We start from the raw sequence: 21687 nt of genomic DNA, 5'->3' as shown, positions 1-21687 counted from the left end.
CCTTCCCGATGACGGGAAGGGCTTGCAAACCGGATCAAGAACCCCAACCAATAATGAGAGGAGAAATACCATGAATGCCCATAACCCCATCAAAACCCACGTCAAGGAACGCGCCGAGGAGCAGTCCTCCGCCATGACGCAGGATCAGCAGGCCGCCATCCGCATGCTGGCCAACGATCTGCACCGCCTCAACCAGGCCGTCATGAAAGCCGTCGAGGCCGGCGTTTCCGTCGAGCTGGTCCGCTCAGCCCGCCACCATGGCGGCGGCGGCAACTGGGGGGATCTGCTTATCCCCGTCATCGTCGCGCAGGGGCGTGACGCCGCCTGAAACGAAAGACCGGAACATCATAATCGATGCTCCGGTCTTCAATGCAAACGTCAGAAGTGGCCGCCTCAGAAACTCGCCGATACGGAAACGCCGATGCTTACATTGACGCCCATCGCCTCGACGTTACCCTGGAGTTGAGGCGCATAGGGAGCGAAGCAGGCAAGCTGCGTCAGTGGAATCGGGTTCAGAACGGCCGGCGATTCCCACGCCAGATGCATCGCCACACCGCCCACGAGCTTTTCCCAGCCTGCGATCTTGGTGCCTGCGGCTCCCGGCGCAATTGCCGTGACAGATTGCGAAAGAGCATCGGCAACGACTGCCGCGAGACCCTTGCTGACTGCTGCATAAAAGAGCTTTGCTGCTTCTTCCGGCGTTCCTGCTGCGGACATCGCACTTACATATGATGCTGAAATTATCATGGCGGCCTCAACCTAAAGGGGTTAAACTTACAAGAGGCAACCTATGGATATTTTGACGCGTACGCAACTATAAATTATTTAAAGTTATTTATGCAACCAAAAGTAATTTCACCTATGCGGGGCGGCTCTTACGTCCGGCATATAGATCGGAATGGCTCTTGATCAGACGGGTCATCCGATCCGCCACCGCCCTGATATCGCGGCGGTGGCGGTCGTCATTGTTCATGACGATCCATTGATTGTGGCGAAGGCTCTCCAATTCTTCGCCTTCCCGAGCGAGCCGCGCATCCGCATCGCCCACGAAACAGGGGAGCACCGCGACCCCCGCCCCGGCCAGCACCAGATCGAGAAGCGCCGTCGGCCGGTTCACCGTTACCACGATCTCGTTGTCACGATTTTCATGCGGCCAGCGCAGATAGGTTGAAATGGCGTTTTCCTCCGCCACCGCCAGCCAGCGGTCGGCGACGGAAACGGCCGCGTTGCGCAGCCTGTAGGGCGCATAGGCCACCTCCCCCGTCCTGATGGCGGCAAGGTTCTTTTCCTGCGGTTCGAAAGCGCGAATGCCGATATCGTTTTCGCGATGGGCCAGAGACGCCCTCTGTTCGGCAATGAAAAGATCGATGCGGAAATCGTCGCGATCGGTGCAGATGGCGGAGAAATTTCCGGTCAGCAGCCAGGCGTTCCAGGTACCGACGGCGATGCGCACGACGGACGAGGCCGACGACGCCTTCTGCCATCCCTCGATGTCCCTTGCCGCATTCTCCATCGCCTGAAGCCGGTCGAACAGCGTACGGCCATCCGCCGTCAAGGCGTATCCCGTCTGGCTGCGCTGGAACAGCGCCTTGCCGATACGCTCCTCCAGCTCGACCATGCGCCGCCCCACCGTCGCGGGGCTCAAGCCCGTCAGCGCCGCAGCACCCGTCAGGCCGCCGCTGCGTGACACATCGAGGAAAAGCTGGTAGGAATCCCAGGTGACGTTTTTCATGGATGAAAAACGTAGCGCATTTTCTTGCGCAGATAAATCAAAAAACGGCGCGCATCATGGCCCTCCGCATTAGAAGGAGAGCGACATGCACGCGATTTTTGCAGCCCGCATTATCATCGAAAACCAGCAGCCGCGCACACGGCACGAAGCCATTCTGCAGGAAGAGAAATTTTATGCCGATATGGCCGAGGCATCTCGGCCGTGGCGCCTTTTCAGCGCGCTCATCAGCTTGATAAAAGCGAAGGGTCGCCGATCAGTAAAAGAGGGCGATCAGGGCTGCCAGAGCACCGGCGGCGATGAGGCTCAGGCGAAAGGCCAGCTGACGGCTATCGTTGTCGGTGCGGGCGATGGCAATGGCGCGAGGGCGGCGATGTGCAGATCTGTTCATGCGCGGGTTCCTGACGAAAAACTCAACCGACCCATGCCCTGTTAAGGCCTCCAGCACGACTTCATGTGCAGCGGGATCATTAAGCGATCCGGCTTTGCTGGCATTTGGTCAGGATGACTCCGCGCCCATTAACAGATTATTAAAAGAGAGAGGAAGGGCCACAACTTTACCAACTGAAATTGAGTTGGCGAACAGGTCACATCCGCACTCCGTCACCCCGGACTGGTTCCGGGGTCCAGCGCGATCAAGTCCTTGATCGCGAAAGACTCTTCATGGCGCAGACGCGCCGTGGCTGGATGCCGGATCAAGTCCGGCATGACGAAGGAGAGAGGTCCGAACTTTTCCACCGCCAGAGACGATCACGCGAATTCGCCGGCCGCCTGCCCGGAGGCCCATGCCCACTGGAAATTATAACCGCCGAGCCAGCCGGTCACATCGACACATTCGCCGATGAAATAGAGGCCGGGCACGGATTTCGCAGCCATGCTGCGGGAATTGAGACCGGTCGTGTCCACACCGCCGAGCGTGACTTCCGCCGTGCGATAACCTTCAGAGCCGGCCGGCTTGATCTGCCAGTCCTGCACCTCGCCCGCCAGCTTTGCCAGCACCTTGTCGGACATATCCGCCAGATGGCCGGTGAGGCCGGATTGTTCGACGACGTGCTGGGCGAGCCGTTTCGGCAGGATTTCCGACAGAGCGGTCTGAGGCGACTGGCGCCCGTTCTTCTGCTTCGCCTGCTTCAGCAGCGCGGCTATATCGCGATGCGGCTCGAGCTTCAGGCGAACCACATCACCCTCGCGCCAGTAGGATGAGATTTGCAGGATCGAGGGTCCGCTCAAACCGCGATGGGTGAAGAGCAGCGCTTCCTCAAACGAGGTCTTGCCGTGATAGACTTCTGCCGGAACCGCGACGCCGGCAAGCGGGCTCAGCTTTTCCAGCGAGGCGGGATCAAGCGTCAGCGGCACGAGGCCCGGACGAGTCTCGATGAGCTTGAGGCCGAACTGTTCGGCGATCTGATAGGCGAAACCGGTCGCGCCCATTTTCGGGATGGACTTGCCTCCCGTCGCCACAATGAGGCTTTCCGCCTCGATAACGCCGGCGGATGTCGTGACGCGGAAACGGACGCCATCATGGGTGACGGCCGAGACTGACGTTTCGAGCCGCAGCTTCGCATTCACCGCCTGCATTTCGCCAAGCAGCATACGGATGATGTCCTTGGCGCTGTCATCGCAAAAGAGTTGGCCGAGCGTTTTTTCATGCCAGCCGATGCGGTGTTTTTCGACAAGGGCGATGAAATCGCGCGGCGTATAGCGGGCGAGCGCGGATTTGGCGAAATGCGGGTTGGCGGAGAGATAATTCTTCGGCCCGGCATGGATATTGGTGAAGTTGCAGCGGCCGCCGCCAGAGATGCGGATCTTTTCGCCCGGCGCTTTCGCATGGTCGAGAATGACGACGGAGCGGCCGCGCTGGCCGGCGCGGATGGCGCACATCATGCCGGCGGCGCCCGCCCCCAAAATCAGCACGTCACATTTCTCTGTCATCATTCCATCCGATCCGTTTCCTTTCCTCTTTTCGAAGTGCCGCCGCTTGTCAATGGCGCTTTCCCCCTCGCCAATTGCCAAACTACGGTTATGATGGCGCCAGTCGAAACACAGACCCGGTGATACATGCCCGCCAAGAAAACCATGCTCCGCCCGAAGAAACAGGCAACCATGGCAAAGACACCTCCCCTCGACCTTTCCTCCCCCCGTGGCGTTTCCTCCTGGCGCGAAGCCGCGCAATGGCTGCGGGCGCGCGGGATCGAAGACATAGAATGCATCACGCCCGACCTTGCCGGCGTTCCGCGCGGCAAGATGATGCCGACGGCGAAATTCACGGGCGACACCTCGCTTGCCCTGCCATCCGCGCTCTACCGCCATACGATCTCCGGCGAATATCCCGATGAGACAGCGAATTTCCGTTACGAGCCGCGCGACAGCGACCTGAAGCTGGTGCCCGATCTTTCCACCCTTTCCGTGGTGCCCTGGGAAACGGACCCGACCGCGCAGGTGATCTGCGACGTGGTGGATGCCGAGGGCAATTTCGTGCCCTACACGCCGCGCAACGTGCTGAAGAATGTGCTTTCGCTCTATACCGAAAAGGGCTGGAAGCCGGTCGTGGCGCCGGAAATCGAGTTCTACCTCGTCGCCATGAATGACGATCCGGATTATCCGCTGCATCCGCCGAAGGGTCGGTCCGGCCGTTCCATCGTCGGCGGGCAGAGCTATTCCATCGCCGGCATCAACGAATTCGACGAGCTGATCGACGACATCTACCATTTCTCCGAAAAACAGGGCCTCGAGATCGATACGCTGATCCACGAGGAAGGCCCGGCGCAACTTGAGATCAACCTGCGCCATGGCGACCCGATCGAGCTCGCCGACCAGGTGTTCCTGTTCAAGCGCACAATCCGCGAAGCGGCGCTGAAGCACGGCATCTACGCCACCTTCATGGCCAAGCCCATGCAGGGCCAGCCGGGTTCGGCCATGCATATCCACCAGTCGGTGGTGGAGATCGACAGCGGCCGCAATATCTTCTCCAATGCCGATGGCAGCCCTTCGAAGGAATTCTTCTCCTTCGTGGGCGGCATGCAGCGTTATGTTCCGAACGCTCTCGTCATGCTGGCGCCCTACGTGAATTCCTATCGCCGCCTGACGCCCGACATGGCCTGCCCGGTCAACAATGCCTGGGGTTACGACAACCGCACGACCGCCTTCCGCGTGCCGATTTCCGGCCCGCAGGCGCGGCGTGTCGAAAACCGCCTGCCGAGCTCAGACGCCAATCCCTATCTCGCGCTTGCCGCCTCGCTCGGCTGCGGCTGGCTCGGCATCGTCAACAATATCGAGCCGACCGAACCCACCGCCGATACGGCCAATGAAGGCTCCATCGAATTGCCACGCGGTCTTCTGGAAGCCGTGGCGCTGCTGGAAGGCGAGGAGCAGTTCGACCGGGTGTTCGGCCATGAATTCGTGGGCCTCTATGCCGGTCTGAAACGCGGGGAGTTCGAGACCTTCATGCAGGTCATCAGCCCCTGGGAGCGGGAATTCCTGCTTCTCAACGTGTGAGGAACCCCGAGCATGACATGGCAAAGCCCGATTGCGCCGGGAATTTCCTGGTATCAGGCAACCGTTGGCGAGCGGCCGGACTATCCCGCTCTCGACGGGTCGAAAGAGGTGGACGTGGCCATCATCGGCGGCGGTTATACCGGCCTTCAGGCCGCCTGTAACCTCGCCGAAAACGGCGTCTCCGTCGCCCTCATCGAAGCACATCGCTTCGGCGATGGCGCTTCCGGCCGCAATGGCGGGCAATTCGGCACCGGTCAGCGTTCCTTCCCCGACGAGATGGAAGAAGAGATCGGCTTCGAGCAATCAAAGCTGCTCTTCGACATTGCCGAGGACGCCAAAAACTACCTGCGCGGCTTCGCCGTCAGCCGCGGCATCGACATGGAATATCTTCCCGGGCAGCTCTATGTGGCGCACAAGGCCGCTTACGAGGACGACTATCGCCGCAGTGTCGATGCGATGAACAACCGTTATGGCTATCCGCATATTTCCTACATGGAACGCGCAGAAGCACGCAAACGCGTTGGCTCCACTCATTATTTCGGCGGCACGCGCGATACCGGCACCGGCCATATCCACCCGTTGAAGCTGCTGGTCGGGCTGGCGAAGGCTGCGAAAGCGGCGGGTGCCGGCATTTATGAAATGACGCCGGCGAAATCCATCCGCCAGGCGGGCGGCAAGACCATCATCGAAACGCCTTTCGGTACGATCACCGCGCCGCGGGTGCTGATCGCCACCAATGCCTATATCGGCAATCTGGAACCGGTCACGGCCGCCCATATCATGCCGATCCGTTCCTTCATCGGCGCCACCGTGCCGCTGGATGCGTTTCCCGACATCATTCCCGACCGGGAGGCCGTGGCGGATTCGCGGTTCGTGGTGCGCTATTTCCGCAAGACGGCCGATAACCGGCTGCTGTTCGGCGGCCGCGAAGCCTATACGGCCGATACGCCGCGCGATATTTCAAGCCACATCCGCAGGCAGATCGCGGAAATCTATCCTGCGCTGAAAGATATAGAGATTAGCCATTCCTGGGGCGGCTCCGTCGGCATTACCCTGCCGCGCAAAGTCTTCGTGCGCGAGGTCATGCCCGGCGTCACCTCCATCGGCGGTTATTCCGGCCACGGGGTGATGCTGTCGAATTATTGCGGCAAGCTCTATGCCGATCTCGTTCTCGGCAAAAAGGACATGCTGGCGCCCTTCGCGCAACTGAAGGTGCCCTCTTTCCCCGGCGGGACGTCGCTGCGTGCGCCGCTGCTTTTCCTCGCGCTCTCCTGGTACGCGTTGCGAGACAGGTTTTAGGCCAATGTTTACAGACTGTTGCCGGCGACGGACGAGTTGGCGGAAGCAAAATTCATAATTTCACATAACTGAGTCTGGCATTTTTAAATCGATTAGATTATTGATGCCCCAACCTTTGAAGATCGAGAGAATCGATATGAGCAGTCAGATCATTCCTGTTGAACCTTTTGATTGTGTCGTTTTCGGCGGCACGGGCGATCTTGCCGAGCGCAAGCTTCTGCCGGCCCTTTATCACCGGCAGGTCGAAGGCCAGTTCACGGAGCCGACCCGCATCATCGGCGCGTCGCGCTCGGTCATGACCCACGAGGAATATCGCAAATTCGCGCAGGACGCGCTGAAGGAGCACCTGAAGGCCGGCGAATATGACGATGCGCAGGTCGCCATCTTCCTGAACAGGCTTTTCTACGTGCCAGTCGATGCCAAGGGTAATAATGGCTGGGACGTGCTGAAGAAGCTGCTGGACGAGGGCAAGGAGCGCGTGCGCGCCTTCTATCTGGCCGTCGCGCCCGGCATTTTCGGCGATATTGCCGACAAGATCCGCGAGCACAAGCTCATCACCCGCTCGACCCGCATCGTCGTTGAAAAGCCGATTGGCCGCGATCTGGCTTCCGCGCAGGAACTGAACGACACCATCGGCCACGTCTTCAAGGAAGAGCAGATCTTCCGCATCGACCACTATCTCGGCAAGGAGACGGTGCAGAACCTGATGGCGCTGCGTTTCGCCAATGCTCTTTACGAGCCGCTGTGGAATTCCGCCCATATCGATCATGTGCAAATCACCGTTGCCGAAGCGGTCGGTCTCGAAGGCCGCGCCGGTTATTACGACAAGGCCGGCGCGCTGCGCGATATGGTGCAGAACCATATCCTTCAGCTGCTTTGCCTTGTCGCCATGGAGCCGCCGGCATCGATGAATGCCGAAGCCGTGCGTGACGAAAAGCTCAAGGTTCTGCGCTCGCTGAAGCCCATCGACACCAGCAATGTCGAGAAGCAGACGGTTCGCGGCCAGTACCGCGCCGGCGCTTCCGCCGGTGGCCCGGTCAAGGGCTATCTGGAAGAGCTGGAAGGCGGCGTTTCCAACACCGAAACCTTCGTCGCCATCAAGGCTGAAATCGCCAACTGGCGCTGGGCCGGCGTTCCCTTCTACATCCGCACGGGAAAACGCCTCGCGACGCGCGTTTCGGAAATCGTCGTCACCTTCAAGCAGATCCCGCATTCGATCTTCGACGATGCAGCCGGCAAGATCGAAGCCAACAAGCTGGTCATTCGTCTGCAGCCGGATGAAGGCGTCAAGCAGTCCCTGCTTATCAAGGACCCCGGCCCGGGCGGTATGCGCCTGCGTCAGGTCTCGCTGGACATGAGCTTTGCCGAAGCCTTCAACGTGCGCAGCCCGGATGCCTATGAGCGGCTGTTGATGGACACGATCCGCTCCAACCAAACGCTGTTCATGCGCCGCGACGAGGTCGAGGCCGCGTGGGACTGGATCGACCCCATTCTCAAGAGCTGGGAAGATTTGGGACAGGGCGTGCAGGGTTATACCGCCGGCACCTGGGGTCCGAGCGGCTCGATCGCACTGATCGAGCGTGACGGCCGCACCTGGCACGATGCCGATTGAGGGCCCGGCGATGAGCGAAACGATCCACGTCTTCGACACCGCCGCCGAACTGGCAACCGCTCTTTCGGCGGAGGTTGCCAAGCGCCTTGATGCGGCAACGAAGGATCGCGGTGCGGCAAGCATTGCCGTCTCCGGCGGTTCGACGCCCAAGCTGTTCTTTCAGGCGCTTTCCAAGCACGATCTCGATTGGCCCAATATCAGCGTGACGCTGGTGGACGAACGTTTCGTGCCGCCGGAAAGCGACCGTTCGAACCACCGCCTCGTTGCCGAGAACCTTTTGCAGGACAAGGCGAAGTCGGCTTATTTCGTGCCGCTGTTCCAGCCGGCGGCCTCGCCGGAGGATGCCGCGACGCTTGCGACCGTCAAGACCGAGGCGATCTGCGATCCCTTCGATGTCGTCATTCTCGGCATGGGAACGGATGGCCACACGGCATCGTTTTTCCCCGGTGGAGACAATCTCTACGAAGCGCTGGACCTCGATGAACCGCGCGGCGTTTTGACCATGGCGGCGGAGAATGCGGGAGAGGAGCGGTTGACCTTCAACTTCTCCAGCCTGCACGATGCCGAGTTTCTGGTGCTGCATATCGAAGGTGCTGCCAAGAAGGCGACGCTGGAGAAGGCGCAGTCGGGCGAGGATGAGGATGAAATGCCGATCCGCGCCGTGCTGAATCGCGCTGAAACGCCCGTGGATATATACTGGGCGCCATAAGCTAAACGCCACCGCCGCGATTGCGGCCCGGCGACAAAGCGCCCCGAAGACATGAAGACCGAAACACGACAACCGGCCGCTCACCTCCCGGAACGCCGGTTGTCGACCAACGAACAGGATGAACGCCCATGTCCGCCGATTCCCGCATTCAGGCCATCACCGCCCGCATCGTCGAACGTTCCAAGCCTTACCGCGAGACCTATCTCGAGCGGCTGCGGCTGCAGGTCTCAAAAGGCGTTCACCGCTCCGTGCTTTCCTGCGGCAATCTTGCGCATGGATTTGCGGTCTGTTCCCCCGCCGACAAGGACATCCTTGCCGGCGACCGGGTTCCCAATCTCGGCATCATCACCGCCTATAACGACATGCTCTCGGCGCACCAGCCCTATGAGACCTTCCCGGCGATCATCCGCGATGCGGCCAAGGAAGCGGGCGGCATAGCGCAGGTGGCAGGTGCGGTTCCCGCCATGTGCGATGGCGTAACGCAAGGCCAGCCCGGCATGGAACTTTCGCTGTTTTCCCGCGACGCCATCGCCATGGCCGCCGGCATCGGCCTGTCGCACAACATGTTCGACGCCGCCGTCTATCTCGGCGTCTGCGACAAGATCGTGCCCGGCCTCGTCATTGCCGCCCTCGCCTTCGGCCACCTGCCCGCCGTTTTCGTTCCCGCCGGCCCGATGACATCGGGCCTGCCGAATGACGAGAAATCCCGCATCCGCCAGCTTTACGCCGAAGGCAAGGTCGGCCGCGCCGAGCTTCTGGAAGCGGAATCGAAATCCTATCACGGCCCCGGCACCTGCACCTTCTACGGCACCGCCAATTCCAACCAGATGCTGATGGAGATCATGGGCTTCCATATGCCCGGTTCCTCCTTCATCAATCCCGGCACGCCGCTGCGCGATGCGCTGACGCGCGAGGCTACGAAGCGGGCGCTGGCGATTACCGCGCAGGGCAATGAATTCACGCCGGCGGGCGAGATGATCGATGAACGATCCGTCGTCAATGGCGTCGTCGGCCTGCATGCGACGGGCGGTTCCACCAACCACACCATGCATCTGATCGCCATGGCGCGCGCCGCCGGCATCATCCTCACCTGGCAGGATATTTCCGATCTTTCTGACATCGTGCCGCTGCTCGCCCGCGTTTACCCCAACGGTCTTGCCGATGTGAACCATTTCCACGCCGCCGGCGGCATGGGTTTCCTCATCAAGCAGCTTTTGAAACAGGGCTTCGTGCATGACGATGTGCGCACCGTCTTCGGACAGGGCCTCGAGGCTTACACCGTGGATGCCAAGCTTGACGAGAAAGGCGCGGTTGTCCGCCAGCCCTCCCCCGAGCAGAGCCACGACCCGAAGGTGCTTTCCAGCATCGAGACCCCGTTCCAGCCGACCGGCGGCCTGAAGATGCTGACCGGCAATCTCGGCAAATCGGTCATCAAGATTTCCGCCGTCAAGCCGGAACGCCACATCATCGAAGCGCCGGCTATCGTGTTCCACGACCAGCAGGAGCTTCAGGACGCGTTCAAGGACGGCAAGCTCAACCGCGACTTCATCGCCGTCGTCCGCTTCCAGGGACCGAAGGCCAATGGCATGCCGGAACTGCACCGTCTGACGCCGCCGCTCGGCGTACTGCAGGATCGCGGCTTCAAGGTGGCGCTGGTGACCGACGGGCGCATGTCCGGCGCTTCCGGCAAGGTGCCGGCCGCCATCCATGTCACGCCGGAAGCCTCCGACTGCGGCCCGATCTCGCTTATCCGCGATGGCGACATCATCCGTCTCGACGCCATTTCGGGAACGCTGGAAGTGCTCGTTTCCGCCGCTGAACTCGCGAAACGCGAACCGGCGCGCGCCGATCTTTCCGGCAATGAATGGGGCATGGGCCGCGAGCTTTTCGCCCCCTTCCGCCGCAATGCCGGTCCGGCCGATCAGGGCGCCAGCGTTCTGTTCCATTGATTTTTGATGGGCGAAGGCCGGATGCGGCTTTCGCCTTTCAACCCCACTTTGCGGCATCGCCTGAATGCACCTCTCATCGCCGAGAGCTGGCGCAGAAACCGCTTTATTTCCCATGTCTTAAACGTCAGACTTGTCATGCGGCTGTGATGATCGCCCTTTAGGGCCTTCTCAGCCGGCCGCGGGACGGCGGTGCAGTTTCGGATGATGGGGCCTGACATGACGATATTCTCAAGCAAACGCCGCGATGTGCTGAAGCTCATGGCGGGCACCGCCCTGCTGCCGCTGATGGCGGCGACAACGCCGGCTATGGCGCAGGACGTGGCGCTGCGTGCAATCGTCATCTCCGACCTGCATTCGGCCTATGAGCGTATCGGCCAGCTTCTCGCGGCCATCGAAACCCGCATCGCCGCCGACAAGGCGCCCCATATCATCTTGCTGAACGGCGACCTGTTCGAGATCGGCAATGCGGTGGCCGCCCGTTCGGCCGGCGAGATCGAATGGACCTTCCTGGCGGCGCTCGCAAAGCTCGCCCCCACCGTCGTCAATATCGGTAATCATGAGTCCGACATCGACAACGACCTTGCCAATTTCGTCAGCCGCGCGCAGGCGCTCGGCATCACCGTGCTTTCCAACATCATCGACAAGCGCAACGGCAAACCCTATGCGGCCGCCAGCGCCGAAGTAAGCGTCGGCGGGCGGAAGGTCGTTGTGGCGGGTCTCGCCACCAATGCGATCAACACCTATCCGAAGGCTACGCGCGAAATGCTGGACATTCCGCAGCCGGTCGAATGGGCGAAGGCCAATTTGCCGGGGATCGTCAAAGCGGATGCGATCAACATCGTTCTCAGCCACGCCGGCGTCGTCGCCGACCGCGATATACTGCCGCTGCTGCCGGATGGCACCCTCTTGGTCGGCGGCCATGACCATCTGAACTTTGTGCACGAACAGGGCGCTACCCGCTATGTCCATACCGGCTCATGGTGCACCTCCATGACGGTCGCGACGATTGCGGCTCCCGGCAAGGCTGCGGCCATAGAGACCGTCACGATCGATCGCAGCGCTCCCGCCTCCCCCGCTCTCAAGACCCTGATCGAACAGACGCTTGAAAGGCACCTCACAGCCGAAGAAAAGGCAATCGTCGGAAAATCGGCGAAGGCAATGACCGTCGATGAGGCCGGCCGCCGCGTGGCGCAACTCATCGCCGCAAAAACCGGCGCGGATGTCGGCTTCATCGGCCACACTTCGTTTGGTGCCGGCCTGCCCGAGGGCGATATTCGCCGCTACGATTTCAACGCCTCGCTGCGTTTCGACGGCAAGCTGATGGTGGCGGAAGTGGATAGCGAGGCTCTCGCCCAAATCCTCAAGCGCTGCAATCAGGACGGCGACATTCCGCTCGCCGCACGCACCGGCGACTATCTCTACGCCATGCCGGAAAAGCCGGAAAACAAAGAGCGCTACAAGCTGGTCTGCAACGACTGGTCCGCCACCAACCAGAAATCCTATTTCGGCCGCAGCGACCTTGCGTTCACCGAAGTGCCTGATGTGAAGCTAAAGCAGACGGTTTTGGGCGGGCTTTCTTAAGGTCGCATATGCCGCAGGCGGTAGCAGTCCTCTTCACTGTTCCACAGACGACTGATTCATTGCCGCGCGCGGTTATGCCACGATTTGGGGGTACGGCACGAATTAGGACTGCGGGAAGAGAATGGATTCGTAGTCCTGAGCACCATTCAGAATGTGCAAAATCTCCACGCGCGTTTGGGTGACGCGATAGAAAACAAGATAGTTTTCATAGGGACGACGGCGAATGCCGCTTTGCTCATAACGGGGTACCAGGGGATAGGCTTGCGGCATTTCCGCCAGTCTCAGACAGCGGTCCAGCAGTTCGGCGATGAATGTTTCCGCCCGTCGCGGATTATCGGCCGCGATAAAATCACCGATACGCTCCAGGTCTGCCTTGGCTTCGTTGGTCAGAACAACGATCACAGTCCGCGTTCTTCCGCCATCTTCCGGTATTTGGCGCTGAGTTGAGAGGCAACATCGTCTATTGGTGTAGTCCGTCCGGCATCTGCATCGGCGATACCGCGCGCAATCGCTAAATCGAGAGCCGCCAGCCTCTTTTCACGCTCTTCAACCAGCCGAACGCCCTCCCGCAGTACTTCACTGCGCGAGTTGTAACGTCCCGACTTCACAAGATCGGAAACATAGCCTTCAAGGTGACGGCCGAGATTTGCACTGCTTGCCATGCCGATATCCTCTCTGCCTCCACCTATACCATCCGATGATAATAGTTAGCAACGACAGGAGACAGCCACGACAACGCAAACCGTTAAAACAACCGGTCAGACCATTTTTGCCAATGATCGGGAGGACTTCAGAAAGACCGGATATCGAGCTTCCGGTCTCTATGCGCCGGATGCGTGCTGAACACGAAGATGCGGTCCAGTTCCTTCTGCGTCAGCATGCGCAGGAAGCGGACGTGGATGGTGTTGTTAGCGTTGACGCGCAACATCACGCAGCCGATCTTGGTGATGCGGGCGTCGGGAATATCGAGATAGAACTGGTTCGGCAGGTTATATTTCGTCAGCAGCGCCAGCACCGCTTCGGTCTGGGAGATGCGGATGACATCGCAGCGGCGCGCCGCCATGTGCATCACGGCCTTTTCGGTATATTCGATGCGCGCGGCGTTCATGGTATCTTCCATGCGAAACCGGCTTTCGCGGTCATACATGAAGGATTCTTCCTTGCTCAGGTAATGGTTCCTGATGACACCCGTACCGCTCTGCACGCCCAGACTCCCATGCTCGATCAATGGATTGAGACTAGGTCATAGTCTTTAACAATTCATATCAGCGCAGGCTTAAACAGACCGGAAGCGGGACATTTCCGACATTTTTCCACAGCGGCAAAAAGGTCAGGAAAAACCCCGGAACGAGGAGGTTCCGGGGCACGGTTTCGGTATCGACGGCGATTAGCTGCGATAAGTCTTGCCCTCTGCGTCGAAGAGATGAAGCTTTTCCTGCGGTGCGGCAAAACGCAGAGTTTCGCCCTTGCCAACGGAAACGATGCCCGGCACCTTGACGATGATCGGTTCCTGCCCCTTGGGCGCTTCGAGATAAAGCAGCGTCACTTCGCCGAGCGCTTCGACGATCGCGACTTTTCCCTCGAAAAGATAATCTTCCCCGGTAACGATGCTCAGATCTTCCGGCCGCACACCGAAGCTTGCCGCCTTGCCCTTTTCGGTTGCGGGCGTGGGAACATAAACGGCAAGCGCCTTGCCGCCGGCAAGTTCGATGGAGGTCCGTTCGCCGGTTCCGGTGATCTTTGCAGCGATGATGTTCATGGCCGGCGAGCCGATGAAGCGCGCCACGAAGAGATTGGCCGGTCTTTCGTAAAGTTCGAGCGGCGCACCCACCTGTTCCACACGGCCCGCATTCAGAACGACGATACGATCCGCCAGCGTCATCGCCTCCACCTGGTCGTGGGTGACGTAGATCATCGTGGTATCGGCCATCTGCTCGTTGAGCTTGGCGATCTCGATGCGGGTGGCGACGCGCAGCGCCGCATCGAGGTTCGACAAGGGCTCATCGAACAGGAAGACTTTCGGATTGCGGCAGATGGCGCGGCCGATGGCGACGCGCTGGCGCTGGCCGCCAGAGAGCGCCTTGGGCAGACGCTCCAGATATTGCGTCAGTTGCAGGATTTCAGCGGCAGCGCGAACGCGGCGGTCGATCTCCTGCTTGTTCTCTTTCGCGATCTTCATCCCGAAGGCCATGTTGTCGTAAACCGTCATATGCGGATAAAGCGCATAGGACTGGAACACCATGGCGATACCCCGCCGCGAGGGCGGGATTTCATTGACGAGCTGGCCGTCAATATACATCTCGCCGCCGGTGATTTCCTCCAGACCGGCGATCATGCGCAGCAGCGTCGATTTTCCGCATCCGGAGGGACCGACGAAAACGATGAATTCGCCCTGTTCGATCTGAAGATCGATGCCATGCAGGACCTTCACCTGCCCGTATGATTTGCGGATATCCTTGAGAACGAGACTTGTCATGGGTGTTCCTCCCTCATCTGTCAGGCGTAACGGGCGAAGAATGCGCCCCATGCCGGAAGTTCTACGCTTCTGCCTTCAAGGCCGCCTGCAAAGCCGTGGCCTTCGAGAACCTCCCAGTTCCCTTCCGGCAGCGTCGCCTTTGCCGGCGTTGCGGACAGATTGAAGAGGCAAAGCACGGTTTCGTTGCCGAGTGTGCGGGTGTAGCTCAGCACTTCGCCCTCAACCGGCTGGAATTCGATGCCGCCCTTGGCAAAAGCGGGATGCTTTTTGCGGAAGCTCAGGAAACGGCGGTAGTGTTCCAGCACCGACGCCTCGTTGCCCTGCTGGGCGCTGACGGCGCGCTGCTTGTGCTCGGTCGGGATGGGCAGCCACGTCTTGTCGGCAGTCGAGAAACCGGCCTGCGCATGTCCGGCATCCCACACCATCGGCGTGCGGCAACCGTCGCGGCCCTTGAATTCCGGCCAGAACTGGATGCCGTAGGGATCCTGCAAATCTTCAAAAGCAATATCCGCTTCGGTGAGGCCGAGTTCTTCACCCTCATAGATGCAGACGGAGCCGCGCTGTGTCATCAGCAGCGCCGAAAGCACCTTGGCGAAGGCGCCCTTGTCCTCGACATGCTCACCCCAGCGGCTGACATGGCGCACGACATCGTGGTTGGAGAAGGCCCAGCAGGCCCAGCCTTCCGGCGCGGCTTTCGCAAAATCCGCCTGCACATCAGCGACGCGCTGCGGGGTGAGCGCATCGGGTGCGAGGAACTCGAAGGCGTAGCACATCTGCATCTTGTCATCGCCGGAGGTATATTCACCGACGATTTCGAGACCGCGCTGGCTATCGCCGACTTCGCCGACGGCGGCGATGTCCGGAAACTCGTCCAACACCGCGCGGAAGCGCTTCAGGAAGGCGATGTTTTCCGGGCGGTTCTTGTCGTAGAGATGCTCCTGGAAATTGTAAGGGTTGACCGCCGGGGCCGTCGAGGCGTTGCGGCGCTCCGGCGCCAGCGCCGGGTTGTCGCGCAGCTCAAGGTCGTGGAAATAGAAGTTGATGGTGTCGAGGCGGAAACCATCGACGCCGCGCTTCAGCCAGAAACGGGTGATGTTCAGCAGCTCTTCCTGAACTTCAGGGTTATGCAGGTTGAGGTCCGGCTGCGAGGTCAGGAAGTTGTGCATGTAATATTGCATGCGGGTCGGATCCCACTGCCAGGCGGAACCGCCGAAGATCGACAGCCAGTTATTGGGCGGGGTGCCGTCCGGCTTGCTGTCCGACCAGACATACCAGTTCGATTTCGGATTGCTGCGGCTCGCACGGCTTTCCACGAACCACGGATGCTGGTCTGACGTATGCGACATGACGAGGTCGATCATGACCCGGATACCGAGGCGATGGGCCTCCGCGATCAGCCCGTCGAAATCGGCAAGCGTGCCGAACATCGGATCGACATCGACATAATTCGAGACGTCGTAACCGAAATCCTTCATCGGCGAGGTGAAGAAGGGCGAAATCCAGATCGCGTCGGCACCCAGATTGGCAATATGCGCCAGACGGTCGGTGATGCCCTTGAGGTCGCCGATGCCGTCGCCATTGGAGTCCTGATAGGAGCGCGGGTAAATCTGATAGATAACAGCGCCGCGCCACCAGTCCTTGTTGGGCGTCAAAGCGGAAGTCACCGAAGCGGTCATGGAAGTGTCCTGTCTGGTATGGGCGTTCATGGAATGATCAGCCTCCCTTGACGGAGCCTGCGAGCAGGCCACGCACGAGATAACGTTGAAGGGCGAAGAAAACGCAGAGCGGCACAACGATGGTGACGAAGGCCGAGGCGGTGAGGATTTCCCAATTGCCGCCGCGCGAACCGAGCAGCGCATTGAGCGCGCCGGTCAGCACCAGCTCGTCCTTCTGCGTACCAAGGAAAACCATGGCGACGAGCAGGTCGTTCCAGGTCCACAGGAACTGGAAGATGGCGAAGGAGGCGAGCGCCGGAAAAGACAGCGGCAGAATGATCTTGACGAAGATTTCGAAATCGCTCGCGCCATCGACGCGGGCACTTTCGATGATCTCCTTCGGCAGGCCGGAAATATAGTTACGCAGCAGATAGATGGCGAGCGGCAGGCCGAAGGCGGTGTGCGCCAGCCAGATACCGGCATAGGTCTTGGACGGCACGCCGAAGATGGTGCCGATTTCATTATAGAGCCGCAGGAGTGGAATGAGCGACATCTGCAACGGCACAACGATCAGGCCCACCACCATGGCAATCAGCAGATTGCGTCCGGAAAAGCTCATCCATGACAGCGCATAGGCGGCAAAGGCGGCAATGAGGATGGGGATGACGGTTGCCGGCACGGCGACGGTCAGCGAGTTGACGAAGGACTGGCCGATGCCTTCCGAGGTCAGGACCGTCCGGTAATTGTCGAGCGTGAAGACGGGCGGCGTCGCGACGGAGATGTAAACGCGCTTGCCGCGAGAGCCTTCAAAGCTCGCGGCCTTGCTGTATTCATAGGTGCCGTCCGTATTGACGAGCAGCGTTTCGCCGTCACCGATATCGGCCGCCTCGCCGGCTTTGAACGCCGTGGGTTCCTGTACGCGAACGCCAAAGGCCGCAACCTTGCCGCCCTGCCCGCTTTCGAAAACATTGCCCGATATCACGTAGCGGCTGCCATCCTGCTTCTGCACCGAAGCATCGGCGAGGCGCACTGCCGAGGTCTGTTCGGAACTGGAGAAGGCCGTCCACCAGCCGGAGACCGTGATCTGGTCCTTGTCGCGCAGCGAGCTGACGAGAATGCCGAGGGTTGGCAGGAGCCACAGCAACACGACGACCAGAACGCTGGCATGGACGATGAGGCGCGGCAGGCCGACACGGCGAAGGCGTTTGAAAATATTCATCTCAGCGGCCCTCCATCTCGCGGTTCGCCTGGCGGATGTTCCAGACCATTATCGGGGTGACGGCCGCCATGATGATGAGCGCGATGACCGCACTTCGGCCGCTGTCGCCGCCGCCGCGGAACATCCAGTCGAACATGAGATTGGCGAGAACCATGGTGTTCCATTGACCGTTGGTCATGGTCAGCACGATGTCGAAGACCTTGAGCACGAGAATGGTGATCGTCGTCCAGACGACGGCGATGGTGCCCCAGATCTGCGGAACCATGATCTTCCAGAAGATCTGCCAGCCATTGGCGCCATCGATGACGGCCGCTTCGATGGTCTCTTCCGGGATACCGCGCAGCGCTGCCGACAGGATGACCATGGCAAAACCGGTCTGGATCCAGATGAGGATGATCATCAGGAAGAAATTGTTCCAGAAGGGCATGGAAATCCAGACCTCGGGATTGCCGCCGAAAAACTCGACGATGGCGTTCAAGAGGCCTATCTGCACCTGGCCTTCGGCGCGGTATTCATAGATGAATTTCCAGATGACGGAGGCGCCGACGAAGGAGATCGCCATCGGCATGAAGACGATGGATTTGGCGATGTTGCCCCACCAGATGCGATCGGTCATGACGGCGATGACGAGGCCGAAGAAGGTGCAGGCGGCCGGCACGACGGCGAGCCAGAGGATATTGTTGAAGATCGACTGGCGGAAACCGGCATCGAAAAACGCCCAGCGATAATTGGCGAGGCCGACGAATTCGCTGCCGGTCCGGTCATAGAAAGACAGGATCAGCGTGGCGATGACGGGGTAGACCAGATAGACCAGCAGGAGGATCAAAGCCGGGCCGATGAACAGCCAAGGCCGGACCGCCGCGCGGCGATTGAGGTTGCGGGATGCCTGCAGAACGTCTCCCGCGCGGACCGGAAAGATCGCCTGAAGCGCCTTGTCGGATAGCCAGTAATAGGCAGCGCAGGCAAAGACCCCCGCCACCATCACGCCGATGGCCGAAACGAGTTGTTGAGCCATGTTCCCTCCCTTGATCCTCTCCGCGCCGCGCTGATTTATGCGGTCGTCGGGGCAGCGCCGTTGGTAAAGGCCCGACAGCGAACCGCCGGGCCTGATCCGATATCTTTACTTCAGGCCGTCCCAGGCCTTCTGGATATCGCTCGCGACCTGATCGGCGGACTTGCCACCGACGAAATCGATCATGCCGGTCCAGAATGCGCCGGCGCCGATCTTGCCGGGCATCAGGTCGGAACCATCGAAGCCGAAGCTTGTCGCGGTCGTCAGGATTTCGCCCTGTCGCTTCATCTGCTCATTGGCATAGGCATCGACATTCACTCCCTTATAGGGGGTCAGGAAGCTGGACTGAGCCATCCAGACTTCATGGGCGATCGGCGTTTGCAGGAATTCGACGAAAGCCTTGGCGGCAGGCGCTTCCTTGGTGATGGTGACCAGCGTGCCGGCACCGAGAACCGGCTTGCCGAGATCAGGCTTGGACGCGTAAGTCGGCATGTAGAAGAAATCCGCATCCGTACCCACTTTGGTGCCTTCCGGGAAGAAGGACGGAATGAACGACGCCTGATGGTGCAGGTAGCACTTCGGCGGAATGTCGAAGAGGCCCTTGGGGCTGTCGCGGAAGTCGGTGGAGGCCACGGCCGCGACGCCGCCGCTGACATATTTTTCGTTCTTGGCGAATTTGCCGAATTCGTTGATCGCCTCGACCACGGCCGGATCGGTGAATTTGACCTCGTTGGTCGTCCATTTCTGGTAGACGTCGAGCGGCTGCGTGCGCAGCATCAGGTCTTCCACCCAGTCCGTTGCCGGCCAGCCGGTTGCCCCGCCGGAACCGAGACCGATGCACCAGGGCGTGCCGCCATCGGCAACGATCTGGTCCGTCAGCTTGAACAGGTCTTCCATGCTCTCGGGCACCTTATAGCCCGCTTCCTCGAAGTTCTCAGGCACGTACCAGACGAGCGACTTCACGTCCGCCTTGAAGGGGAAAGCGAAATAGGCCTTGTTGCCGTCCTTGCCCTTGTAGCTGCCGAGATCGACCCAGGACTGGCCCGCGCCGTAGTTTTCCTTGACCCAGTCGGCGGTCTTGTCGCCGAGCGGCACGAGGAAGCCCTTGGCGGCCAGATCGGCCAGAAGGCCGGGCTGCGGCAGAATGGCGATATTGGGCGGCGAGCCCGCCTGCGTGTCGATGACGATCTGCTGCTCGTAGTTTTCCGACGAGGAATAACGGACATTCACGCCGGTCGCATCGGCGAAATAGGCGAGCACCGACTGGAACAGGGCCTCGTCTTCGCCGCGCCACGGGCCGAAAATCGTCAGCGTCTGGCCTTTCAGATCGGCATGAGCCGTCTTGAAGTCCTCGTAGCTTTTCCAGTTGAACTTGGCGTCGCCGCCGGGTGCAAACTTCAGGTCGGCGGCAAAGGCCGCACCGGACAGCAAAGCCATGACGGCAGCCGTCGCCAAAAGAGTCTTCTGCATGTGATTTACCTCCCATCACATAAAAGGCTCAAAGCGTCCTCTCCAATCAAAGCGCTTTGGCTGCCTATTCATCTCATTGTCATCAAGACGGAGTCAAGAGGCTCTTTCTGCGGAAACGTTGCAGTGCCTGATGAATAATCATATTTAATTCGGAAGGCGGCTATCCTTTTCGATTGAGAAATGCGGTGGAGGCTGGTAAAAATCTAAAGCGCTTTGGGAATTGAGGAGAGGCTTTGCCGTATTCTCGGGCGCGCGCATGGAGGAAATGAGAGACATGAACCTGAAACAGTTGTCGCAACTGCTGGGCATTTCGCAGACGACCATCAGCAGGGCGCTCAACGGCTATCCGGAAGTCAGCGCCGAAACGCGCCGCCGCGTCATGGAGGCTGCCGAAAAGACGGGATACCGCCCGAATGCCGCGGCACAGCGGCTGGCGACGGGCAAGGTCGGCTCCATCGGGCTTGTCATGCCGATTGGCGAGCATCACCGTTCCGACGTGCATTTCGGCGAATTCCTGAGCGGCCTCGGTGAGGAGGCATCGCGCAGCGGCTTTCATCTCGTCATCATGCCGACCGAGCCGGAAAAGGAACGCGAAGCCCTGCGGGGGCTTGCCGCAAGCGGCAGCGTCGATGGCATCTATCTCGCCTATATGAAGAAGAACGACCCGCGCATCGCCATGATGCAGTCGCTCTCCCTGCCCTTCCTCGTGCATGGCCGCTCCGTCGGCGTGGAGGAGGATTATCCCTATCTCGACGTGGACAACGAGGGCGCCTTCCGCGATGCGACCCAGCTTCTCCTCCAGCTTGGCCACACGCGGATCGGACTTCTGAACGGCCCGGAGGGTTATGATTTCACCTATCGGCGCTGTCTCGGGGTGGAAAAGGCGCTTTCGGCAAATGGCCTGACATTGCATGCGAACAACAAGAGACACAGCAGCATGACCGATGAGGAAGGTTATCTCGGCATGGAAGCCTTGCTGTCACGCCCGGAAAAGCCGACCGCCATCCTCTGCGCCAGTACCGCGCTTGCGCTCGGCGCGATCCGCTCGCTCAACCAGCGCGGGCTGAAACCCGGCAAGGATATTTCGCTGATCGCCCATGACGACGTGCTGCCGCTTTTGAAGCCCGATAATTTCTCCGTGCCGCTCACCACCACCCGCTCATCACTCCGGGCGGCGGGGGTGCGCGTGGGCCAGCGCCTGATCAACCGGATCAAGCTGAACCAGACGGAACCGCATCAGGAACTCTGGAAGGCGGAACTTGTGGTGCGCGCCTCGACGGGGCCGGCTCCGAAAGCGTAAAGGCTGGCCTCCATCCCCCGGCCGTCATACCGGCCTTGAGCCGGTATCCAGCCAGCCCAAGTCCTTGGGCTGAAATGAGTCGTCTCGCCGCGCAGACGCGCGTCGGCTGGCAACTGTATTGGCGGATATTATTCTCAGGGTGTCCTGAATGTGGTTTTATCCCTGAGCATGGCGTTTGCGA

20 protein-coding genes are annotated in these 21687 nt (G+C 60.3%); 8 read left to right on the top strand and 12 right to left on the bottom strand.

What is annotated here, in order from left to right:
- The first annotated feature begins 70 nt into the window (after positions 1 to 70).
- Complete coding sequence (locus ACQZ5N_RS21075; RefSeq protein ID WP_004432604.1) at positions 71 to 328, top strand: SMc00767 family acetate metabolism repressor; 258 nt, start codon at positions 71 to 73, stop codon at positions 326 to 328.
- A gap of 65 nt (positions 329 to 393) precedes the next feature.
- Here the strand turns inward: ACQZ5N_RS21075 and ACQZ5N_RS21070 are convergent, their stop codons facing one another.
- The 4 genes from ACQZ5N_RS21070 to ACQZ5N_RS21055 form a co-directional block, all read right to left on the bottom strand.
- A complete protein-coding gene (locus tag ACQZ5N_RS21070) occupies positions 394 to 717 on the bottom strand; it encodes a hypothetical protein (RefSeq protein WP_059760601.1) in 324 nt (107 codons plus the stop codon).
- A gap of 142 nt (positions 718 to 859) precedes the next feature.
- Positions 860 to 1732: a LysR family transcriptional regulator gene (locus ACQZ5N_RS21065; protein ID WP_448734002.1), complete on the bottom strand. Its 873-nt coding sequence runs from the start codon at positions 1730 to 1732 to the stop codon at positions 860 to 862.
- A gap of 253 nt (positions 1733 to 1985) precedes the next feature.
- Positions 1986 to 2120 carry a hypothetical protein gene (locus tag ACQZ5N_RS21060; RefSeq protein ID WP_425647847.1) on the bottom strand — a complete coding sequence of 45 codons (135 nt, stop codon included), beginning with the start codon at positions 2118 to 2120 and terminating at the stop codon, positions 1986 to 1988.
- 359 nt (positions 2121 to 2479) lie between these two features.
- On the bottom strand, positions 2480 to 3664 hold the full coding sequence (locus tag ACQZ5N_RS21055; RefSeq protein ID WP_448734001.1) for an NAD(P)/FAD-dependent oxidoreductase: 1185 nt from the start codon (positions 3662 to 3664) through the stop codon (positions 2480 to 2482).
- Between the two features lie 123 nt (positions 3665 to 3787).
- On the opposite strand from ACQZ5N_RS21055, the gene ACQZ5N_RS21050 reads away from it, so the two are divergent.
- From ACQZ5N_RS21050 to ACQZ5N_RS21025, 6 genes are all read left to right on the top strand, one after another.
- Entirely contained in the window at positions 3788 to 5224 is a 1437-nt protein-coding gene (locus ACQZ5N_RS21050; protein WP_035260676.1) for a glutamine synthetase family protein, read from the top strand.
- A 12-nt stretch (positions 5225 to 5236) separates the two neighbouring features.
- Positions 5237 to 6523 (top strand): NAD(P)/FAD-dependent oxidoreductase, encoded by a 1287-nt coding sequence (locus ACQZ5N_RS21045; protein ID WP_448734000.1) that lies wholly within the window; start codon positions 5237 to 5239, stop codon positions 6521 to 6523.
- A gap of 136 nt (positions 6524 to 6659) precedes the next feature.
- Positions 6660 to 8135, top strand: coding sequence for a glucose-6-phosphate dehydrogenase (zwf, locus tag ACQZ5N_RS21040; RefSeq protein WP_035260679.1), 1476 nt, complete (start codon positions 6660 to 6662; stop codon positions 8133 to 8135).
- Between the two features lie 10 nt (positions 8136 to 8145).
- Positions 8146 to 8844: a 6-phosphogluconolactonase gene (pgl, locus tag ACQZ5N_RS21035; RefSeq protein WP_020812896.1), complete on the top strand. Its 699-nt coding sequence runs from the start codon at positions 8146 to 8148 to the stop codon at positions 8842 to 8844.
- 128 nt (positions 8845 to 8972) lie between these two features.
- A complete protein-coding gene (gene edd / locus ACQZ5N_RS21030; protein WP_269830458.1) occupies positions 8973 to 10793 on the top strand; it encodes a phosphogluconate dehydratase in 1821 nt (606 codons plus the stop codon).
- Between the two features lie 216 nt (positions 10794 to 11009).
- Positions 11010 to 12374 (top strand): metallophosphoesterase, encoded by a 1365-nt coding sequence (locus ACQZ5N_RS21025; RefSeq protein ID WP_448733999.1) that lies wholly within the window; start codon positions 11010 to 11012, stop codon positions 12372 to 12374.
- Between the two features lie 102 nt (positions 12375 to 12476).
- Here ACQZ5N_RS21025 and ACQZ5N_RS21020 read toward each other — a convergent pair whose 3' ends face one another.
- The 8 genes from ACQZ5N_RS21020 to ACQZ5N_RS20985 all read right to left on the bottom strand — a co-directional run bounded on the left by ACQZ5N_RS21020 (position 12477) and on the right by ACQZ5N_RS20985 (position 20206).
- Complete coding sequence (locus ACQZ5N_RS21020; RefSeq protein WP_269830460.1) at positions 12477 to 12776, bottom strand: type II toxin-antitoxin system RelE/ParE family toxin; 300 nt, start codon at positions 12774 to 12776, stop codon at positions 12477 to 12479.
- The gene (locus ACQZ5N_RS21015) at positions 12773 to 13036 is read right to left on the bottom strand and encodes a type II toxin-antitoxin system ParD family antitoxin (protein ID WP_059760587.1); all 264 of its coding nucleotides are present in this window, start codon (positions 13034 to 13036) and stop codon (positions 12773 to 12775) included. Before ACQZ5N_RS21015 ends, ACQZ5N_RS21020 begins: the two co-directional genes overlap by 4 nt.
- A 128-nt stretch (positions 13037 to 13164) precedes the next feature.
- Positions 13165 to 13521 carry a hypothetical protein gene (locus ACQZ5N_RS21010; protein ID WP_035236048.1) on the bottom strand — a complete coding sequence of 119 codons (357 nt, stop codon included), beginning with the start codon at positions 13519 to 13521 and terminating at the stop codon, positions 13165 to 13167.
- Between the two features lie 240 nt (positions 13522 to 13761).
- Positions 13762 to 14850, bottom strand: a complete 1089-nt coding sequence (locus ACQZ5N_RS21005; protein WP_448733998.1) for an ABC transporter ATP-binding protein — start codon at positions 14848 to 14850, stop codon at positions 13762 to 13764.
- A 20-nt stretch (positions 14851 to 14870) separates the two neighbouring features.
- Entirely contained in the window at positions 14871 to 16526 is a 1656-nt protein-coding gene (bglA, locus tag ACQZ5N_RS21000) for a beta-galactosidase BglA (RefSeq protein WP_448733997.1), read from the bottom strand.
- A gap of 37 nt (positions 16527 to 16563) precedes the next feature.
- Positions 16564 to 17724, bottom strand: a complete 1161-nt coding sequence (locus ACQZ5N_RS20995) for a carbohydrate ABC transporter permease (RefSeq protein WP_142172954.1) — start codon at positions 17722 to 17724, stop codon at positions 16564 to 16566.
- Position 17725: 1 nt separating this feature from the next.
- The gene (locus ACQZ5N_RS20990; RefSeq protein WP_448733996.1) at positions 17726 to 18739 is read right to left on the bottom strand and encodes a carbohydrate ABC transporter permease; all 1014 of its coding nucleotides are present in this window, start codon (positions 18737 to 18739) and stop codon (positions 17726 to 17728) included.
- A gap of 105 nt (positions 18740 to 18844) precedes the next feature.
- A complete protein-coding gene (locus ACQZ5N_RS20985) occupies positions 18845 to 20206 on the bottom strand; it encodes an ABC transporter substrate-binding protein (protein ID WP_269828185.1) in 1362 nt (453 codons plus the stop codon).
- Positions 20207 to 20480: 274 nt separating this feature from the next.
- Between ACQZ5N_RS20985 and ACQZ5N_RS20980 the strand changes: the two genes are divergently transcribed.
- Positions 20481 to 21506: a LacI family DNA-binding transcriptional regulator gene (locus tag ACQZ5N_RS20980; protein ID WP_065654439.1), complete on the top strand. Its 1026-nt coding sequence runs from the start codon at positions 20481 to 20483 to the stop codon at positions 21504 to 21506.
- The last annotated feature ends 181 nt before the right edge of the window (positions 21507 to 21687 follow it).

Source organism: Agrobacterium sp. 22-221-1 (genome assembly GCF_053522445.1).
This window is presented reverse-complemented; position numbering and strand designations above follow the sequence as displayed.

Excerpts from the sequence above, each read along its gene's own strand:
- ACQZ5N_RS21045 (WP_448734000.1), top strand. The coding sequence starts at position 5,237 with ATGACATGGCAAAGCCCGATTGCGCCGGGAATTTCCTGGTATCAGGCA.
- ACQZ5N_RS21065 (WP_448734002.1), bottom strand. The coding sequence starts at position 1,732 with ATGAAAAACGTCACCTGGGATTCCTACCAGCTTTTCCTCGATGTGTCA.
- ACQZ5N_RS21050 (WP_035260676.1), top strand. The coding sequence starts at position 3,788 with ATGCCCGCCAAGAAAACCATGCTCCGCCCGAAGAAACAGGCAACCATG.
- ACQZ5N_RS20985 (WP_269828185.1), bottom strand. The coding sequence starts at position 20,206 with ATGCAGAAGACTCTTTTGGCGACGGCTGCCGTCATGGCTTTGCTGTCC.
- ACQZ5N_RS21005 (WP_448733998.1), bottom strand. The coding sequence starts at position 14,850 with ATGACAAGTCTCGTTCTCAAGGATATCCGCAAATCATACGGGCAGGTG.
- edd (WP_269830458.1), top strand. The coding sequence starts at position 8,973 with ATGTCCGCCGATTCCCGCATTCAGGCCATCACCGCCCGCATCGTCGAA.
- ACQZ5N_RS21025 (WP_448733999.1), top strand. The coding sequence starts at position 11,010 with ATGACGATATTCTCAAGCAAACGCCGCGATGTGCTGAAGCTCATGGCG.
- ACQZ5N_RS21055 (WP_448734001.1), bottom strand. The coding sequence starts at position 3,664 with ATGATGACAGAGAAATGTGACGTGCTGATTTTGGGGGCGGGCGCCGCC.
- pgl (WP_020812896.1), top strand. The coding sequence starts at position 8,146 with ATGAGCGAAACGATCCACGTCTTCGACACCGCCGCCGAACTGGCAACC.
- ACQZ5N_RS20995 (WP_142172954.1), bottom strand. The coding sequence starts at position 17,724 with ATGAATATTTTCAAACGCCTTCGCCGTGTCGGCCTGCCGCGCCTCATC.
- ACQZ5N_RS20990 (WP_448733996.1), bottom strand. The coding sequence starts at position 18,739 with ATGGCTCAACAACTCGTTTCGGCCATCGGCGTGATGGTGGCGGGGGTC.
- ACQZ5N_RS21070 (WP_059760601.1), bottom strand. The coding sequence starts at position 717 with ATGTCCGCAGCAGGAACGCCGGAAGAAGCAGCAAAGCTCTTTTATGCA.
- ACQZ5N_RS21060 (WP_425647847.1), bottom strand. The coding sequence starts at position 2,120 with ATGAACAGATCTGCACATCGCCGCCCTCGCGCCATTGCCATCGCCCGC.
- zwf (WP_035260679.1), top strand. The coding sequence starts at position 6,660 with ATGAGCAGTCAGATCATTCCTGTTGAACCTTTTGATTGTGTCGTTTTC.
- ACQZ5N_RS21010 (WP_035236048.1), bottom strand. The coding sequence starts at position 13,521 with ATGTATGACCGCGAAAGCCGGTTTCGCATGGAAGATACCATGAACGCC.
- ACQZ5N_RS21075 (WP_004432604.1), top strand. The coding sequence starts at position 71 with ATGAATGCCCATAACCCCATCAAAACCCACGTCAAGGAACGCGCCGAG.
- bglA (WP_448733997.1), bottom strand. The coding sequence starts at position 16,526 with ATGACCGCTTCGGTGACTTCCGCTTTGACGCCCAACAAGGACTGGTGG.
- ACQZ5N_RS21015 (WP_059760587.1), bottom strand. The coding sequence starts at position 13,036 with ATGGCAAGCAGTGCAAATCTCGGCCGTCACCTTGAAGGCTATGTTTCC.
- ACQZ5N_RS20980 (WP_065654439.1), top strand. The coding sequence starts at position 20,481 with ATGAACCTGAAACAGTTGTCGCAACTGCTGGGCATTTCGCAGACGACC.